The organism is Nesterenkonia muleiensis (genome assembly GCF_003600155.1).
GTDB lineage: Bacteria > Actinomycetota > Actinomycetes > Actinomycetales > Micrococcaceae > Nesterenkonia > Nesterenkonia muleiensis.
Genome location: NZ_QWLD01000056.1, coordinates 193,956 through 212,217 on the forward strand (window position 1 = coordinate 193,956; position 18,262 = coordinate 212,217).

Genomic DNA, 18,262 nt, shown 5'->3' on the forward strand with positions numbered 1-18,262 from the left:
AGGAGAGATTTGGCAAGAGCTATGCATAGCACCAAAATACATAAAGACAGCCTAGTATTCGAGATGCACTCTGATTATCCAGTCGACCTTATTCGCAGAAGGCGACAAGGTGAACGCGGTAGCATGAAGGGCATTTGGTTACCGCAAATGCTAGAGGGTGGAGTAAACGGGACTAACTTGATAGTAGGAGGAGACACCTTAGCATCTGGAAGGAGTATGGAAGATGTTATTGAGGCGATTCAATACGTTAATTCTGAAGTTGAAGACATTGATGACGTAGAGATCGCACTGACTTCCCAGATGATAGAATATAATTTCTCTGAAAATAATATAAGTATTATTCTGGGACTAGAAGGAGCTAATCCAGTCGGAACTAAGATAAGCAACCTTCGACATTTGTACGATCTCGGAATCCGTCTGATCCAGTTAACGTGGAATAAAAGGAACATGATAGCCGATGGGATATTTGAAACTAGGTCTAAGGGCGGTCTAACAAGCTTCGGCGTAGAAGTCGTCGAAGAGATGAACGATTTAGGAATAATTATTGACTTGTCCCACATGTCTCTCTACGGAGTAGAAGATGTACTTTCAATTTCATCCCGTCCGGTGGTATTTTCTCATTCTAATGCCACCAGCGTATGTGATCATCCGCGAAATATCAGCGATTCTGTGGTAGAGGAACTAGCATCCAGACGAGGCTTGATTGGCATTGCTTTTCACCCCTGGTATCTCAGAAAAAAAGGCGAAAGGACATCAGTAGATGACGTCGTAGCACATATAGACCACATCTGCGAAAAAGTCGGAGATGATTTCGTAGGTATAGGTCCCGATTTTATTAATTTCGCACCTGAACTGATCCATCCCGTGCCCATTCCGGATTACCCATCAGGATTGGACGAGGCACGCAAATTGCCCACACTTACCCAGGCCTTAATTAAGAGAGGCTATGATGAAGACTCTATTCGAAAGATTTTGGGGAAAAATTTTCTAAGGGTCGCCCGAGAGGTGTGGCGCGCGTGAACTACTTCTTTGATCAACAAGTAATCACTGTATCGATAGGGACCCATGGTTGTGACTTCAAACATTCCACTAGCTAGTATCCATCAGCAAAAAAGTCTACGTTCTACTGTTACAGAAGCACTAAGAAGTGCGATTCTGGTCGGAGACCTTGAGGAGGGCAGGCTGTACTCGGCGCCCCAATTGGCAGAACCTCTGGGCGTATCAGCGACCCCGGTCCGTGAAGCGATGGTAGATCTCGTTAATGAGGGCCTGGTGGTGTCAGTCAAGAACAAGGGGTTCAGAGTGACTGAGGTCACCGACAAGGACCTCCGTGAAATAATAGCAGTTCGCCAGCTTTTGGAGGCACCTGCTGTCCGGGCTATCACCGGCCGCATTCCTAAGAGCGATTTTCCCTTGTTGCGAGAGAAAGCGGATGAACTTATCAAGGCAGGCGCTAGAGGAGACCTGCGCAGCTACTTGACATTGGACCGCGATTTTCATGCCGCTCTTTTGCAGTACACCCGAAACACCCAACTAGAACAAATCTGTACTCGATTGCGTGGTCGGACACGCTTACGCGCACTTCGTTCGCTTGTGGTGGAAGGAACACTTCACGAATCTTCCTTAGAACATATGCTGCTCCTAGACCACCTTGAGTCTGGCGACGAACAAAAGGCATACGAACTAACGTTGCAGCACCTAGGTCACGCGTCTCAGTTATGGGCGCGGGGAAAAGAAGAGAGTGGATCTACAAGACCTCTTCTGTTCGCTGATTTGGAAGCGTCAGATGTATTGCCGAGCTTTCAGACTGCATCTTCGCCAATGGGTGACTGCCAGCTGGAAAAAGCCGCCAAGACATCCTTCCACTCGGGAACGCCACTCTGAGCCCGCGTTCCAGGGCACCGGGGAGAGAACTGCACGTTGCTGAGTAGCCATTGAACAGGAACCCAAAGAAGACCACGAAGCGGCTTACATGCTCAGGCGACAGAAGATCAGGTGCAGGACCGAGGACACTTCTCCCTGACCACCACCCTTCGAGCCTTAGGGATACTGCCGCACCTGAGAGAACTGTATTGGGTTGAAGACTAGGTTTGAGCACTCAAGCAGACTGGACAGTGGTACACGCCACAAGCAGCAATAGATTCGCTTTTTTGAATTGACAGGCACTCGGAGAGGTTCTAATGTCATATGTAAGGTTGTACACCTCACCCCTGAACGGCAGGCCAGCTTTGTGGAGGATTAGATGGACACGAATGTGAAGATTGACGGTACATGTCCGGGAGATACGTGGTTATCACATTACGAGGACTGGCTTGTCGGAGGGTTCAGCGCCTGCGCAGTAAGCATCGGCGGGACAGGCTCCTTGACATCTACTATTTCAAAGATAAGTCGAGCCTATGAACTTGTCAGACAGGATTCGCGACTAATGCTGGTCTCAACAACAAAAGATATTGTGAGAGCGAAAGAGGAGGCAAAATTAGCACTGTACCTGCAGTTCCAAGGGACAGAGGAACTGGGATATGACCCCGAACTCATTGAAGTGTTTCACCGCTTGGGCGTGCGAGTTATGGGAATAGCTTATAACCGTCGAAACCCAATGGGCGATGGGTGCGAAGAGCCCAAAGACGGAGGTTTAACCCGGCTGGGCGCCAAGGCTATATCAGTGATGAACCGAACTGGCGTAACGGTTGACGTTTCGCATACTGGGTGGAAAACGTCAATGGACGTCATCGAGGAATCGAATCAACCGGTAGTAGCCACGCATTCAAATGCGACTGGAGTTCACTTCCATCCAAGGAACTTGCCGGACGAGGTCATAACAGGAATATCAGAGAGCCAGGGGGTGATTGGCATCAACGCATACCCTGCCTTCATTTCGAGTTCAGAACACCCAACTATCGATGAAATGATCGACCATGCTGTTTACATCGCAGATCTGGTAGGAGATACAAAGATCCTCGGCCTGGGGCTAGATTACTGCGAGATGGATATAGAAGAGTATGAAAAAAAGCTATCTTCAGGACTTTGGAACGAGAAGGATTACCACAAACCGCCTTTCGAATATCCTTCACCGATTCGGACGGCCCACACTGTGGATGAGCTGGGAACAAGACTCATCGAGCGCGGCTTCAACGAAGCAGAAACCAGAGGAATATTAGGAAATAACTGGATGAGATTGTTCGAGGAAGACTGGGAGAAATCCTAATCAATCAGCGCACAATAGAATTATGAATTATTTAAAAAACATTCGCATTAGAGAATATTGAGAGGGAAATATGCGTAATACTTGCACAAAAAAAGTCGCAGTTGCTTCGCTTCTGACTCTATCACTTGCTGCCTGCGGTGACACAGGGAGTGGAGAGCAGGCTAGCACGGCCAGTAACGGTCAACTGGACACGATGCGCGTAGGATCGGGATCAGTTTCGACTTTTGACTACGCTGAGTCAAACGCTGGTTACCGCTCTGGAATTGGCGGGCTGATCCTTGAACCACTCCTCGTTCTGGATGAGGGTGGGCAACTCTCCCCTTGGCTAGCTGAATCATGGGAAGAGGTCGATGAGACTACCTATGTCTACAACCTAAGGGAAGACGCCACCTTTTCCACAGGCAATCCCTTAACAGCAGAAGATGTGGTCTTCACATACGAGTATTATTTGGCTGAAGGATCAGCAAATGCTTACAACTTCCCGGATAGCGTCGAGGAATTTGAAGCGACAGACAATCAAACTGTCACGGTGCACCTGTCCGAGCCTGATGCCGGATGGCAATTCGTTCCAGCCGGAAATACGGTCGGGATTTTTGAGCGGGCGTTTTATGAGGAGAACGAGGAGAGCTTTGGGCAGCCAGGCACTGGTGTAGTAGGAACAGGTCCCTGGCAACTAGATAATTTCAATCCGACAACAGGCGCTGAGCTGAGTGCAAACACTGAGTACTGGGGAGGGACCCCTCCCGTCAATGAGATCGAATGGACGTTTTACGATAACGAGAATAGTTCTGCGATTGCTTTTCGCGCCGGAGAAATCGAACTGGTCTTCCCGGAGGACGTAACTGAGTTCACTTCTACAGCAGGTGAAGAACCAATAGTCGCAGAGGGAATTAACCGAGTTGGAGCTGTGGCTCTCAACGTCTTGCAGGAACCTTGGGATGATGTCCACGTCCGCCGTGCGACAGCGTATGCCCTCGACAAGGAGTCCCTGATCACTGCCAGCGGAAAGGCTGCTTCGCCCCAGGACACGTTCATCCCTGAGAATCTGCTCTTAGGTCTTGGCGATGAAGATGAGGTTGCTGAAGCGATCGAGAACGTTCCGACTTATGACTACGACCCTGATCAGGCCAGGGAAGAGTTGTCTCGGTCTCAGTATGGGGACGAGGTGGAAGGGACCCTCATTGCAACTGAAGAGCATGCTGATATTACGCAGGTAATAGCTGCCCAACTTGAAGAGGTCGGTATCAACGTTGAAGTGGATGTGTTGACCAGCGAGGCTAGTACTGCACTTGTCCTGGGCGAAGACAGAGAAGAGGTGCCGTCTGCATTCAACGTCTTTGGCGGGATTGGTGTCGACCCAGGTAGAGCTCTCGACTTTGCGTTGGGAAGCGATAACGCATCAGAAGGAAATTGGAATAGAAGTAACTGGAGCAAAGAGAATGTAGACTCTCTCATTGCTGGAGGTTTCAGTACCTCCGATCCCGAAGAAAGGCTGGAAATTTATGGTAATCTCATGGAGGAATTAGGTGAAAATGTTCCTTATATACCGATTTACCTTGAAGACTCTGCTGTAGCCCTTTCAGATAGAATCGACTGGCCTGAATTCAGTGGGGCTTGGAGGATGACCGGCCCCTGGGCACTGTATTTAGATCCGGCGAGCGAGTAGCAGCAGTCGACTAACAGGTCCAGAGGCTAGAACTGAGTAACCAATGATGCAAATAACATGGTTTTTGGCGAGGCGCTTTAGTGCGATGATCGCAGTCATGTTCCTCGTCTCAGTGGGTATATTCTCCTTAATACACCTGTCCCCGGGGAATCCGATTGATATCCTGCTAGGTCCGGTCCCGAGGACTCCCGAGACGGTAGCAACACTAAACGAACGGTACCATCTCGATGAACCCCTTTATATCCAGTACTGGATATGGCTAACTAATGCTTTGCAGGGCGATTTTGGAACCTCAATACGCACGTCGCTTCCAGTTTCTCAGGAAATTGCGGATCGTCTTCCAACAACTCTGGCTTTAGGTATTTACGCGTTCATAATAACCGTCGTAGGCGGAGCCACGCTCGGCGTCCTAGCTGGTTTGCGTCAGGGGACGAACATTGATCGTGTTGCGGTGATTACCGCTGTTGCCGGAATGTCGATCCCTTCCTTCGTCGTAGGAGTACTCTTCCTATATTTGTTCGCGATTGTGATGCCATGGTTCCCGACGTCGGGATCAGGGCAGGGCTTCATTGGATCTCTTTGGCACCTCACTCTGCCAAGCCTATCTCTAGCATTGATATGTGGTGCTTACATTACACGCCATGTTCGGGCTGCGTACGGTCGTATCCTGGGCGAAGACTATCTTGTATTCGCCAGAGCTAGAGGCGTCCCCTCTATGCGGATATTCGTGACTTACCTAACCAAGAATGCAATGATCCCCATTGTAACTATCAGTGGCATCGTACTTTCTATGCTGATCACTGGTGCGGTGTTAATTGAAGTCACCTTTTCCATATCTGGCATCGGTCAGCTCCTTGTCCAGTCGGCAAGGTACCAGGACATTCCTATGTTGCAGGCAGTGGCACTTTTTATGGCGACTATGGTTATGCTTATTAATTTGACTACAGACTTACTCTATTCCTTTATAGATCCGAGGATAAGACTCGGGGACGGGTCCTGATTATGTTTACCCTGATGAGAAGGACACGAACCGCACCGGTGATCGTTAAGCTCTGCGCCGCAATTCTGTTAATATTTGCCTTCCTTTCGGTTGGTGGAAACTGGGTTGTCCCTATGAACCCTCATTCGCAAGACCTCACTCAATCGATCAGTCTGCCTTCACGCGAGAATCTGCTAGGCACAGACAGTCTCGGACGCGACATATTGTCACGAGTAATTGAGGGAACGAGTTCAGCGGTTAGTGGACCTCTGATTATCGCTGTAGGCTCTTTTTTCATAGGCAATATTCTTGGCCTCATTTCCGGATATTATGGTGGTCGGATAGATAACCTGATTATGCGCTGGGTTGATCTAATGTGGTCTATTCCGAACCTGCTAGTTTTGATCCTGGTGGCGGGAACTACCGGAGCTGGGTATTGGGTGTCCGTGTTTCTTTTGCTTTTTCTGAGTACGCCATTCGACACTAGGGTAGTGCGCGGTGCCGCTTTGGAGCAGGTATCCAGGCCATATGTTGAGGCTACAAAGACTATTGGTCTTTCTGACTTTAGAATCATGCTCAAGCATGTCTGGCCGAATGTTGCGCCTATTGCGGTTGCTAACGCATTCTTAGTCTTTGCCGCCGCTCTAGTTTCACTATCTGGGTTATCTTTTCTGGGGTTGGGGGCCCCTCCTGGAACTCCAAACTGGGGCTTAATGGTTGCGGAAAATCAAGGACTGCTGCTTGCTAATCCGGCAGCAACTTTAGTTCCAGCTGCTTTGATTGCTCTGCTTGCACTAGCTATGACCTCCGTAGGTGATTGGATCGACGACGCTTTGAGAGGGGAAGGAAACAAATCGTGACTTATGCCGTAGAAGATGGTTCGCTGTTGCTGAGCGTTAAAGGACTGACGGTCTCCCGGAGAGGCGATAAAGGGCTACAGAGCATTGTTAAAGATGTTGATCTGACGCTGAGTGAGGGTGAGACCATTGGCATTGTCGGGGAGTCGGGTAGCGGGAAGTCGGTCACGGCTCAAAGCCTAATTGGTCTGGCTCCTAAAGCTCTTACTGTAGGGGGAAATATTGAATACAAAGGATCAAATATTTCGAGTATTTCGGAGAAGAGAATACGTTCTCTTCGGGGGTCAGATTTAAGTATGATTTTACAAGATCCTTTCACGATTCTCAACCCCTTGATGCGTGCGGGTCGTATCATTGTGGAGTCTCTCTCAGATGGGGGGAAACGGCTGAGCAGGGAGCACCGCCGCGCCTTAGCTGTCGAGAGACTAAAGGAAGTTGGTATTCACGATGAATCAGTGATTGACCAATATCCTTTCCAGCTTTCTGGTGGTATGCGACAGCGATTGGCCATTGCTGCCGCCCTTGCTTCCGATCCGACTATCTTGATAGCTGATGAGCCCTCAACCGCGCTCGACGTTACGACTCAGCGTGAGACGATGAGTCTCATAAAACAGCTGCAGGTTGAACGCGGAATGGGATTGATTCTCATCACGCATGACTTGAGGGTCGCATTCAACATGTGTGATCGCATATATGTCATGTATGCAGGCTCTGTAATTGAGCATGCACCCGCCGACCAGTTCGAAGAGGCCCCTATGCACCCTTACACCCATGGGCTGCTTCGCTCAGAGCCGCCTATTGCGCGGAGAGTAAAGGAACTGGTCTCAGTACCTGGTACTGTGCCAACACCGGGGGAAGTCACAGTTGGATGTGTATTCGCAAGCAGGTGTAGATGGGTCACGCCCGAATGCGTAGAAATCTCACCACCCTTGTTGGACTTGGGGGAAAATCACGCCTCTGCGTGTATAAGAATCTCCGAGATTGCAGGTGAGATTAGACAGGTTGAGCTGGAGGCCGCTGATGCAGAACCCGGTGTTAACTCTGAGCGCCCTGAGCCCCTTGTATCTGTTAAAGAAGTTGGGAAGGAGTTCCGGGCTTCCAGGGGAAACATGAAGGTAGCGGTAGACCGGGTGGATCTGGAGGTAGGTGCCGGAGAATGTGTTGGACTAGTGGGAGAGTCCGGCTCGGGAAAGACAACTTTGGCGCGAATGATTGCGGGGTTAGAGGAACCATCTAACGGTAGCATTCTGATCGACGGAATTGAGGCGTCTAATTGGCGAAGCGTGGGGAAGGCCGCCAGACGTCAGCTCCGTAGCACGTTGCAAGTGGTCTTTCAGGATCCCTACTCCACCTTGAATCCGCAGTTGCGAATTGGAACTGTGTTAAAGGAATCAGTTCTTGTACATAATCCGGGGATTCGGGATGTCCGGGCTAAGGTCGAGCAACTGCTGGATAGAGTGGGGCTATCGAGTTCGATTGCGGACCAACGGCCTTCTTCTTTATCTGGAGGAATGCGGCAGCGTGTAGCTATCGCTCGAGCTCTGTCTGCTGAGCCGAAATTCCTGATTTTCGACGAACCAGTTTCTGCGCTCGATGTCTCAGTGCAAGCCCAGATTCTCAATTTGATCAGGAACCTCAATAGAGACGTGGGGGTGGGATTTCTGTTCATCACTCATGACCTGGCGGTTGTCAGGCAAGTTACTGACTATTTATATGTTATGAAACTGGGACGGGTCGTAGAGCAAGGGTATACGGAAGATGTACTTACCGACCCGCGGGAGAACTATACGAAGCATCTTCTCGATTCCGTGCCCAGAAAATCAGGATGGCTCTCCGCGGCGAGGACCTGAATATATTGCTCTATCTGATTTTATTTGAATCTAATAATTTATAAGGGGTTATTATGTCATTTGATAGCACTCATCTTACTCAGCTTCTTCAGAATAAAGTAGCGGAGTATCATCTTCCGGGTGCCGTTGTAGGCGTTTGGCAAGACGGTGTCTATGCCGAGGCTGCCGCCGGTGTCAGCAATGTGAATACTCAGGAGAGGATGACACCAAGTACAGCCTTTATTACTGGTTCTGTGACCAAAGTGTGGACTACGACCCTATTGATGACTTTGGTGGACGAGGGCCTTTTAGATCTTGATACTCCGGTAATGCATTACGCGCCTGACATCAGATTCGGGGCCGATGTCGCAGTAGCGCGTTCCTTAACCCTCAGAAATTTGGTTAACCACACGAGTGGCGTGGATTGTTCGGATCTTTTTGTCAACTCTAGGGAGTACCCAGATGGCGTTAACGACTATATAGATCCGATTTCAAGGCTCGGAAAAATTACTGAACCTGACTACTGTGCTTCTTACAATAATATCGGGTGGATAGTGCTTGAGTTAGTTATGCGTCGAGTCACAGGACGCAACTTTCATGACTTGCTTCTGGATCGCGTAATACGGCCCTTGGGGCTATCTCGGACTGTAGTTTCCCTGGCGGAAGCGGTTCTCCACCGTCTTTCTGTGGGTAGTTATCCTCTTCCAACGATTGGAGCCCATGAATCCACACCTCAACTCTTGTTCCCCAGTGCATGGTCGCCTGCCGGAACTACCCTTATGACCACTGTTGCTGACACAGTTAGGTTCTTGCGCATGCATCTAGACGGAGGGCAGATCCCGTCGGGACCGCGTCTGTTGAGTGTGGCTTCTTCTGCTGCCATGCAAACTCCGACGAGTTTTGCTCCTACCGGTAATGACAGCGGTTTCGGTTTGGGGTGGCAGTTCTCCCGGGGTCCAGGTGAGATGGTTGTTCACCACGGAGGCACTTCTCTGGGCGGACGTACTCATGCAATTGTTTCCCCGGCTGATAATGTTGTTTTCGTATGCCACGTAAATAGTTCTGATAATGATGTAATTCATCGAGATATTCTGAGTTATTTACTTGTTAATGGAGTAAATCCGCTTGCGTCTAATTATTCAGTTAGAGAAGATAAAGTCGATGTTCGTCCTTTTACAGGAACCTATCGGCGTTGTGGGTTAACAGTTGATATTGAAGAATCGGGCGATGGCTTCCAGGTGACCAGTACGCGCCAATTGAGTGACAGACAGGGTGTTGTGATTCCGGATAGGGAAGTTGTCAAGGCAGGTCGTGCTGTTCCTTCTAGTAGTAACTCTCTGTTGACAGTCCCCTCTCGTGCTGATCAGATTCCCCGTTTGATTACTTTTCATGAATTGGAGTCTTCTGGCTTTGATATCATGTTCTCTGGACTTCGGGTTTTACGTAGGGTTTCTCCTTCCGTCTAGAAATGTTCTAGTCGTTATCTATGTAGACTTGGGGACTTATAGTGGGGAACTCCTTTTATGTATCGAGCAATAGACTCCCATGCTGAGGGGATGCTTACTCGGGTGATCACTGGTGGCTTGCCCGCGCTCCCCGGCACCACGATGACAGAGCGTCGGCCCGGATTCATGAAGGACCGGGACGGGCTGCGCTGTCTGATTATGCACGAGCCACGTGGCAACTGTGCGATGAGCGGCGTCATCCTGCAGCGGCCCCCACGAGACGACGCCGACTGGGTAGTGCTGTTCATAGAGGTCTCCGGCCTGCTGCCCATGTGCGGCCACGGGACCATGGGAGTGACCACCGTTTTGGTAGAGACCGGTATGGTGGAGGTCGCCGAGTCGACAACGACGATTCGCCTAAACACCCCCGCAGGCTTGGTCACCGCCCAGGTGCAGGTTCAGGACGGCCGAGCCGAGTCGGTGGTTATAACCAATGTGTCTAGCTTCTCGGTGCGGCAGAACGCGCAGGTGACTGGGTTCGGGGCTGTCGACTACGACCTGGCCTGCGGCGGAAACTTCTACGCCGTCGTCGATCTGGAGTCTCTGGGTCTGCCCTTCGACCGGGTGCGGAAGGACGACCTACTGCGTGCCGGACCGGACATTATAGCTGCCATCAATGCCGCCGACGAACCGACCCACCCGCTGCGGTCGGACCTTCGCGGCTGCCACCACGTCTACCTGAAAGCCTCGGGTTCCGACGCCCGGCACTCGCGGCACGCTATGGTGATCTACCCCGGCTGGTTCGATCGGTCCCCCTGCGGCACCGGCACCAGCGCTCGGATGGTGCAGGTGCACGCCCGCGGGGAGCTAGCGCTGGGTCAGGAGTTCATTAACGAGTCTTTCATCGGGTCCCGGTTCGTTGGGAACCTGACTGAAGTCACGGAAGTGTCAGGTATTCCGGCCGTGATCCCGCAGGGCGCAGGGCTTTGAGCTGTGACCGGCCAATCGGAGTCGCGGATCCAGTCTAGGTGGAAGGGTAACGCCGTGAGCTCATCAGACGTGCTCATCATCGGGGCCGGGGCAATCGGATCCGCCGTTGCCTATTACTGCACTCAGCAGGGCCTGGATGTCACCGTGGTCGAGGCGGGCAAACCCGCCGGGGAGACTTCTTCTAAAGGCGAGGGGCATGTGCGCATCTCCGACAAGACCCTCGCTCCTGAGATTGAGCTGGCCCAGTATTCGCTGAGCCTCTACCGCGACGAACTTTCCGAACAGGCCGATTACTGGGACTACCAGCTGCGTGGAGGAGTGATGGTCTCCTCCACGGATGCCTCCCTGGAATCATTGCATAGTACTATCGCGAAGCAACGCCAGCTCGGTATCGAGGTGGAGATGTTGGATGTCCAGCAGCTACGTGAACTCGAACCTGCTCTTACCGCGGAGGTGGCGGGTGGTGCCCTCTACCCGGATGACGCGCGGCTGGCACCGCCGAAGATGGTGACCCGGCTGCTCGAGCTGGCTCAGCAGACCGGTGCGCGACTCCACACCCAGACCCGGGTGACTGGGTTTCTGCGGGACGGCGAGCGAGTCACTGGAGTGCAGACCTCCCGGGGTGATTTCTCCGCCGGGGCTGTGGTGAACGCCGGTGGACCGTGGTCCGGGCAGGTGGCGAAGTTGGCCGGGGCTTACGTTCCGGTTGAGCCGCGCCGCGGCTACGTGCTGGTTACCGAGGCGACCGAGCCGCGGGTCTTCCACGAGGTCTCGGCTGCAGAGTACCTAGACACGGTCAGCTCCTCGGAGGCCGACTTGCAGGGCTCGGCGGTGATCGAAGCGCTGCCCTCAAGGGAGATCCTACTTGGCTCTTCTCGGGAGCGGATGGGTTTCTCAGCTGAGGGCGGGAAGGCGGCTGTGGATCTGATCACCCGTAATGCGCAGACGCTCTTCCCATTCCTGCAGGACGTGCAGATCGTGGGCAGCCGGTTCGGTTTCCGCCCCTACAGCCCGGATCACCTGCCGATCATCGGTCCAGATGCGGCCGTGGAGGGACTCTGGAACGCCACCGGCCATGAAGGTGCTGGGGCTGGTCTCGCTGCAGGCAGCGGCAAGCTCCTTGCCCAGGTGCTCAGCGGCAGCCCGCCTGATCTGAACCTTGCGCCTTTCTCTCCTGCACGGTTTATCTCGCGGGGAGAGCGAGGATGAAGCCTGTATTTACGGTGGATTATCACACGGCGGGGGAGCCGTTTCGGATTGTGGAGCATCCGCCGGCTGAGCTGTCGGGCGAGACTGTTGTGGAGCGGCGCGCCAATGCCGTTGCCACCCCCGATACACAGCGGCTGAGGGAATTCCTCTGCTTCGAGCCCCGGGGCCACGCAGACATGTACGGCGGGTTCATCGTCCCTCCCGATGACGACGGCGCGCACCTCGGTGTGCTGTTCTGTCACAAGGGCGGGTTCTCCACAGCCTGCGGCCACGGAGCTATCGCCCTCGGTGCCGGGGCTGTCCACTCCGGTCTCATATCCCCTGATCCCACCGGGACCACCGACGTGGGGATCAACGTTCCCTCCGGGCGGGTCACCGCACAGGCAAGCACGACGCCGGAAGATCGGGTCACGGCTGTCGACTTCGTCAACGTCCTCAGCCACGTCCTGCACCGGCAGGTTCCACTCACGACATCCCGCGGGCAGGTTAGCGTCGATGTCGCGTACGGTGGAGCGATCTACGCCCAAGTTCCGGCAGGTGCTGTCGATCTGGAAGTGTCTCCAGAGCACTACAGCGAGCTGATCGCCGTCGGCCGGGAGATCAAATGGGTGCTGAACAGCTGCGAGTTTGCCCAGCACCCCACCGATGACCGGCATAGCGGAATCTACGGAACCATCCTTTTCGATGACCTAGGAGTTGACCAGAAGATCGGCTCCCCGCATCAGCGGAACATCACTGTCTTCGCTGACGGAGAAGTGGACCGCTCCCCCTGCTGCTCCCTAACCTCCCCACGGCTCGCTGCCCTAGCCGAGGCGCAAACCGTAGCCCCGGAGCAGACACTCATTCACTACTCCGTAGTCGGTACCCGCTTCCATCCCAGGTGCGCCCCGACGGATGATGTTAGCGGCTACCCGACCGTCACACCTTTGAACTCGACCATCAGGACCCGCTGGGAACAGGGTTCGTTCAACGCTGACGACCACACCGACAAACATCCTAGCGAGTAGATATCTGCTCAGACCCTTGAAGGAGAAGACACGCGTTGAGTATTGACGCAGATAATCTGCCGTATCTGACGGCGGAGGAGGTTCGGCGGCAGCTCTCTGCTGACCGCGCGCGAGAGCTGATCGAGGGTGCGCTTCTCTCAGGGTTCAGCCCCGCAGAGGATCCCGCCCGGGTGCATGTGCCGGCGGGGGCAGGGCATCTGCTGCTGATGCCGTCGTCGTTGGGGTCCTCTGTGGGCGTCAAGATCGCCTCGGTCACCCCGGGTAATGCCGCCAGAGGACTGCCCCGGATCCAGGCGGTCTACCTTCTGCTGGACGCCGATACACTGACGCCGAAGGCGCTGCTGGACGGGTCAGTGCTCACAGCGCTGCGTACCCCGGCCACTACGGCAGTGGCCTGTGACCGCCTAGCTGGCCCTGAGGCGCATCGGCTGGTGGTGTTCGGCAGCGGCCCCCAGGCCGTAGAGCACACTGTGGCCCTGAGCCGCATCCGCGATCTCAGCGACATCCGAATTATCGGCCGAACTCCGGAGCGGACTCAGCCGGTGCTGAAGGAACTCGCGGATCGGGACATCACCGCCTTGACGGGACAGGTTGAGGATGTCGCGGAGGCCGACATCATCGTGTGCGCCACGTCGGCTGCTGAACCTCTCTTTGACCCGGAGCTGGTGCGGGACGGAGCCTGTGTGGCGGCCATCGGCTCCCATGAGCCCGACCGGCGGGAACTGCCGGGGGAGCTGCTTGAGCGAGCCTTGGTGGTAGTGGAGGAGCGGTCCACGGCGTTTCGGGAAGCCGGCGACGTCATCCTGGCCGCACAGGAGGGGCACATCGCTGAGTCCAGTCCTAACCTCCACGAACTGGGCGCACTGGTCAGGGGAGAAGCAGCCCGGGCTGAAGACCGGCCCAACGTGTTCAAAGGGACCGGTATGTCCTGGCAGGACCTCGCTGTCGTCGCTGGACTTGAGGTCTGAGGACCGTTGCGCAGGCAGGGCGCCCTCAGGAGTCTCCGAGCGCTTGGGCCTGTTCGGTGCCCCAGAGCCAGAGAGAGTCGAGCGGAGCTGAGGCTAACCTGTCTCCCCGGGATACTGGCTGAGGGCCAGTATGAAGCAGAAGACACCCGACGAAGCGATCACCCAGTGAATCTCGAAGGTGCTTCAGGCCTTTCAGCTGTTTGGGTGACGGATTGGACGTAGCTTTGACTTCGATCCCTGCTACGCGGCCATCGGGAGTCTCAAGACCCAGATCCACCTCGCCGAGATCGTGATCGCGGAAGTGATACAGTTGTGCGCGCTCCTCCGACCAGGTCAGCTGTTTCTTCAGCTCAGCAGCGACGAACCCCTCCAGAAGGTTTCCCGCTAAGTCTGGATTCATCCCGGGGACTGCGGCCCCTGGTCCCACATTGATGAGGTACCCTGCCAGTCCCGTATCGAGCAAGGACACTTTGGGGCGAGACACTTCGCGCTTGGAGAGGTTCCGTTCCCAGGCGGGCACGCGCTGCACCAGAAAAAGGGCCTCCAACAGGGCCACGTGACGCTTGATTGTCGTGGCTGGAACTCCCGTCTCCTTGAACAAGTCTGCGTAGTTCATCTCCCCCGCATTGCGCGCGGCGAGGAGTCGCAGCAAGCTAGGGAGGTGGTCAGCCTTTCTTACCTCATCCTGTTTCTAGGGCATCGCGCTGAGTCAGCTGGGTGACGTAACTTTCGAACCATGCAGAGAGTGTCCGCTCAGAGGGGCGTTGTCTGAGTTCGGGAAAGCTGCCGTGCAGGGCCAGCTGAGGAGCACGCTGGACCTCATCGCTGGTCAGCAAGTGGTCAGGGTGCTGATGGACGAAAGCGACTGGGCCATCCTGAGCCGTTGCTCGCACGGTGTCATCGCCCAAGGTGACGAACTCCCCGCCCAGCTCTCGCGTCACCTCGCGCGCCAGCGTGGTCTTGCCGGGCTGCCGCGGTCTCAGGACCCCAACAATCCGGGAGTAGGACAAGTTCTCAAGCAGCAGAGGCTTGATATGGCGTTCCAGAAGATTCATTCAGCTAGTGCAGCCGCTGCGGTGGATTATCGGAACCTCTGAGGTTGATTATCGGAGCTGATCTTCCCTTCATCGTGCACCTTGAAATTTCCTTATGGTGCAGCAGGGGCAGAAGTTTTCCCCAAGCCAATGTCTGAAGGTAGGGATTTCGAGCGTTTTCCACAGTTCTGCTTGAGCACAGTGTGTGCGTGCTGCGTGGCCTTTCCATACTGTCAATTGCGTCAGGAGATTGATGGGCAGAAGGATCGCTTATGCGACAGGGGCCAGGAACGCCATATGCGCACCAGGTGCGTGACGATGGCGGCGGTTGGGCCGTTGACTCCTTCACTGATTTCTTTCCACTGGCTGTGTTCCTCGCCTTGATCATGATGGCGCTGGCGGCGATCTGGTATGCCTCCCGCCGTCTGTGAGGCACTTTCAGCGCACTCAGCGGCCGGCTTTCAGCAGGGCGTTGAGCAGGTTGAGCGCCCCTTGCTTGTTCAGCGGGGAGTTCCTGTTCCCGCATTTGGGGGACTGCACGCAGCTGGGGCAGCCGTCGGCGCAGCGGCAGGAGTCGATCGCTGCTGCGGTGGCGCTGATCCATTCCTGAGCCGCCCGGTACCCCCGTTCGGCGAATCCTGCTCCTCCCGGGTGCCCGTCGTAGACGAAGATGGTGGGCAGTTCGGTGTCGGCGTGCAGGGCGGTAGAGACTCCGCCGATGTCCCACCGGTCGGAGCTGGTCAGCAGCGGCAGCAGCCCGATCATCGCGTGCTCGGCGGCGTGCAGTGCACCCGGAATATGTTCCACAATGACGCCGGCTTGCTGCAGGGCGGTCTCCGGGGCGGTGATCCACACCGCTTGGGTGCGCAGCGTCGAGGGCGGCAGCTCCAGCGGCTCGTCGGAGAGCACCTCCGAGGTGCCCAGGGCCTTGCGCTGGAATCCGACCACTGCCGAGGTTACCTCAACAGTCCCGAAGCACAGCCGGAACTTACCCCACTGCTGGTGCTCCAGCTCCTCCACCACGGCGATTGAGGTGGTCTCACGGGCCTGGGTGTAGAACGGCGGATTGGCCGGTCTGACCAGCACAGCATTCTGCTCCAGGTCCAGCTCCTCCACCACATAACTGCGCCCCTGGTGGACATACACCGCCTGCGGATGGGCCTGCGGCTGCACCTGGGCGGCACCCATATCCCCGACCACTGTCCCGTCCTCGGCGTTGACGATGGTGTACGGGCCCGCGCCGTCGGATCGCATCCTCACCCAGGAGGCGGCGGAAGCGTCGTCGTGGGCGAAAAACCAGCCCCGGGGGCGACGTCGCAGGTGACCCTGCTCAGTCAGCGCCTCCACCAGCCAGCCGAGCCCGCCGAAGAGTCCGCCGTCCTCCAGGTCCGCCGGGGTCAGCGCCAGTTCCTGCGCGGCGGCCAACAGATGCGGGGCCGCCACATGCGGGTTATGCGGATCGGTGACCGCATCCTCCACCGGGGTGTCGAAGATCGCCTCCGGGTTCTCCAGCAGATAAGCGTCCAGCGGATCGTCACCGGCGATGAAGAACGTCGCGCCCCGCTGACCCGACCGTCCTGCGCGGCCCAGCTGCTGGAAGAAGCTGGCGCGGGTGCCCGGCCAGCCGGCGATGATCACCGCATCGAGCCCCGAGATGTCGATCCCCAGTTCCAGCGCAGGAGTCGAGGCCACACCCAACAGTGCGCCGGAGCGCAGATGGTCCTCCAACTGCCGCCGCTCCTCCTTGAGGTAGCCGGAGCGGTAGGTCGCCACCCGATCCTTCAGCGCCGGATCGATCTCTACCAGCCGATCGCGGGCCACCGCGGCGATGGTCTCCGCCCCGCGCCGAGATTTGATGAACGCCAGACTCCGGTGCCCGGCAACCACCAGATCTGTGAGGATATCGGCGGCCTCCACGGTCAGACTGCGCTTCAGCGGAGCATCGTTGTCGCCGGTCTGCTCCGAGGGAGCCGACTCCCAGAGGTAGACGTCCACGGGACCGTGCGGGGAGCCGTCCTCGGTGATGGCCACGACGTTCTGCCGGGCTTCACCGATGAGACGGGCGAACGACGACGCCGGATCACCACTGGTGGCTGAGGCTCCGGCAAACACCGGATCAGCACCGTAGGACCGGGCCACCCGGCGCACCCGGCGCAGCAGCAGAGCGGTATGCGAGCCGAAGATCCCCCGGGCGGTATGGGCCTCGTCGATGATCACATAGCGCAGCCGGGAGAAGAACCGGGCCCAGCCGCGGTGGTTGGGCAGGATGCCGGCGTTGAGCATATCCGGGTTCGACAGCACCACATTGGCATGCTGGCGCACCCAGCGGCGTTCCTCCGGGTCGGTGTCGCCGTCATAGGCGGCAGCCCTGATGCCGCCTGAGGGACCTGCTGGTCCTACCGCCTCAGCCAGCTCGGTGAGCGTATCAAGCTGGTCAGCGGCAAGTGCCTTGGTGGGGGAGAGATAGAGGATGGTGGACTCACCGGCCGGATGTGCGGCGACTGCCTGAGCCGGTGCGGCGCCGGTGATGGCGGCAAGGCCCGCCAATTGAGTGGCCAGCGACTTGCCTGAGGCGGTGCCGGTGGCCAGGATGGTGTGCCGGCCCGCGTGCAGCGCCTGGGCCGCAGTGACCTGATGGGAGTAGGGCCGGGTCGCGCCCAGCTGCCGGTGGGCAGCGCGAAGCTCGGGGGGCACCCAGTCTGGCCACGGCGTCGTCGCCGCTGTGCGGGCAGGCAGGGTGCGGATGTGCTTGAGCGGAGAACCCTCACCCACGCGCACCGGCAGCCCTGCCGCCCGCAGCAGCTCAAAGGCGTCTTCGCTGCGCTGACTCACGTCACGCGTCTGCCCGCAGTGCGGGCAAACCTCAGCAGCCTCGGGGCTGCTCGCGCAAATGCGGCAGCTCACTCGGCTCAATCGGGCGTTGTCGTCCTCAGTCACCGCACCAGACTAAGCGGTCAATGTGGTGAGCAGACGGGTGGCCGCCGCCCAGACCACCGCACGTTATGCACTTGTGCGCGGGTTATTTCCTGCGCAGATGCGCATCACGCGCGCTGCTCCTGCCCAGACAGGCAAG

The 18,262-nt window shown here is 56.2% G+C and carries 16 protein-coding genes; 13 read left to right on the top strand and 3 right to left on the bottom strand.

What is annotated here, in order from left to right; translation table 11 throughout:
• The first annotated feature begins 21 nt into the window (after positions 1-21).
• From DVO78_RS17080 to DVO78_RS17135, 12 genes are all read left to right on the top strand, one after another.
• Positions 22-1,020 (top strand): dipeptidase, encoded by a 999-nt coding sequence (locus tag DVO78_RS17080; RefSeq protein ID WP_120006764.1) that lies wholly within the window; start codon positions 22-24, stop codon positions 1,018-1,020.
• A gap of 45 nt (positions 1,021-1,065) precedes the next feature.
• A complete protein-coding gene (locus DVO78_RS17085; protein ID WP_120006765.1) occupies positions 1,066-1,884 on the top strand; it encodes a GntR family transcriptional regulator in 819 nt (272 codons plus the stop codon).
• Positions 1,885-2,242: 358 nt separating this feature from the next.
• Complete coding sequence (locus DVO78_RS17090; RefSeq protein WP_120006767.1) at positions 2,243-3,205, top strand: dipeptidase; 963 nt, start codon at positions 2,243-2,245, stop codon at positions 3,203-3,205.
• Between the two features lie 193 nt (positions 3,206-3,398).
• Positions 3,399-4,871: an ABC transporter substrate-binding protein gene (locus DVO78_RS17095; RefSeq protein WP_157984116.1), complete on the top strand. Its 1,473-nt coding sequence runs from the start codon at positions 3,399-3,401 to the stop codon at positions 4,869-4,871.
• A gap of 46 nt (positions 4,872-4,917) precedes the next feature.
• A complete protein-coding gene (locus DVO78_RS17100; RefSeq protein WP_274380780.1) occupies positions 4,918-5,871 on the top strand; it encodes an ABC transporter permease in 954 nt (317 codons plus the stop codon).
• A gap of 38 nt (positions 5,872-5,909) precedes the next feature.
• Positions 5,910-6,710, top strand: a complete 801-nt coding sequence (locus DVO78_RS17105) for an ABC transporter permease (protein WP_157984118.1) — start codon at positions 5,910-5,912, stop codon at positions 6,708-6,710.
• The gene (locus DVO78_RS17110; RefSeq protein ID WP_202912239.1) at positions 6,707-8,557 is read left to right on the top strand and encodes a dipeptide ABC transporter ATP-binding protein; all 1,851 of its coding nucleotides are present in this window, start codon (positions 6,707-6,709) and stop codon (positions 8,555-8,557) included. Before DVO78_RS17105 ends, DVO78_RS17110 begins: the two co-directional genes overlap by 4 nt.
• A 53-nt stretch (positions 8,558-8,610) precedes the next feature.
• Positions 8,611-10,002, top strand: coding sequence for a serine hydrolase domain-containing protein (locus tag DVO78_RS17115; RefSeq protein WP_120006775.1), 1,392 nt, complete (start codon positions 8,611-8,613; stop codon positions 10,000-10,002).
• 57 nt (positions 10,003-10,059) lie between these two features.
• Complete coding sequence (locus tag DVO78_RS17120; protein ID WP_120006776.1) at positions 10,060-10,971, top strand: proline racemase family protein; 912 nt, start codon at positions 10,060-10,062, stop codon at positions 10,969-10,971.
• Positions 10,972-11,025: 54 nt separating this feature from the next.
• Complete coding sequence (locus DVO78_RS17125) at positions 11,026-12,180, top strand: NAD(P)/FAD-dependent oxidoreductase (protein ID WP_202912240.1); 1,155 nt, start codon at positions 11,026-11,028, stop codon at positions 12,178-12,180.
• Complete coding sequence (locus tag DVO78_RS17130; protein ID WP_120006778.1) at positions 12,177-13,187, top strand: proline racemase family protein; 1,011 nt, start codon at positions 12,177-12,179, stop codon at positions 13,185-13,187. Before DVO78_RS17125 ends, DVO78_RS17130 begins: the two co-directional genes overlap by 4 nt.
• Before the next feature lie 35 nt (positions 13,188-13,222).
• Positions 13,223-14,155 carry an ornithine cyclodeaminase family protein gene (locus DVO78_RS17135; protein WP_120006780.1) on the top strand — a complete coding sequence of 311 codons (933 nt, stop codon included), beginning with the start codon at positions 13,223-13,225 and terminating at the stop codon, positions 14,153-14,155.
• A gap of 25 nt (positions 14,156-14,180) precedes the next feature.
• Here DVO78_RS17135 and DVO78_RS17140 read toward each other — a convergent pair whose 3' ends face one another.
• Complete coding sequence (locus DVO78_RS17140; RefSeq protein WP_120006782.1) at positions 14,181-14,807, bottom strand: DUF4143 domain-containing protein; 627 nt, start codon at positions 14,805-14,807, stop codon at positions 14,181-14,183.
• A 28-nt stretch (positions 14,808-14,835) separates the two neighbouring features.
• Positions 14,836-15,210 (bottom strand): ATP-binding protein, encoded by a 375-nt coding sequence (locus DVO78_RS17145; protein ID WP_120006784.1) that lies wholly within the window; start codon positions 15,208-15,210, stop codon positions 14,836-14,838.
• A gap of 251 nt (positions 15,211-15,461) precedes the next feature.
• On the opposite strand from DVO78_RS17145, the gene DVO78_RS17660 reads away from it, so the two are divergent.
• A complete protein-coding gene (locus DVO78_RS17660) occupies positions 15,462-15,620 on the top strand; it encodes a hypothetical protein (protein WP_157984120.1) in 159 nt (52 codons plus the stop codon).
• A 16-nt stretch (positions 15,621-15,636) separates the two neighbouring features.
• Here the strand turns inward: DVO78_RS17660 and DVO78_RS17150 are convergent, their stop codons facing one another.
• Positions 15,637-18,021, bottom strand: a complete 2,385-nt coding sequence (locus DVO78_RS17150; protein ID WP_420799104.1) for a DEAD/DEAH box helicase — start codon at positions 18,019-18,021, stop codon at positions 15,637-15,639.
• Positions 18,022-18,262 lie beyond the last annotated feature (241 nt).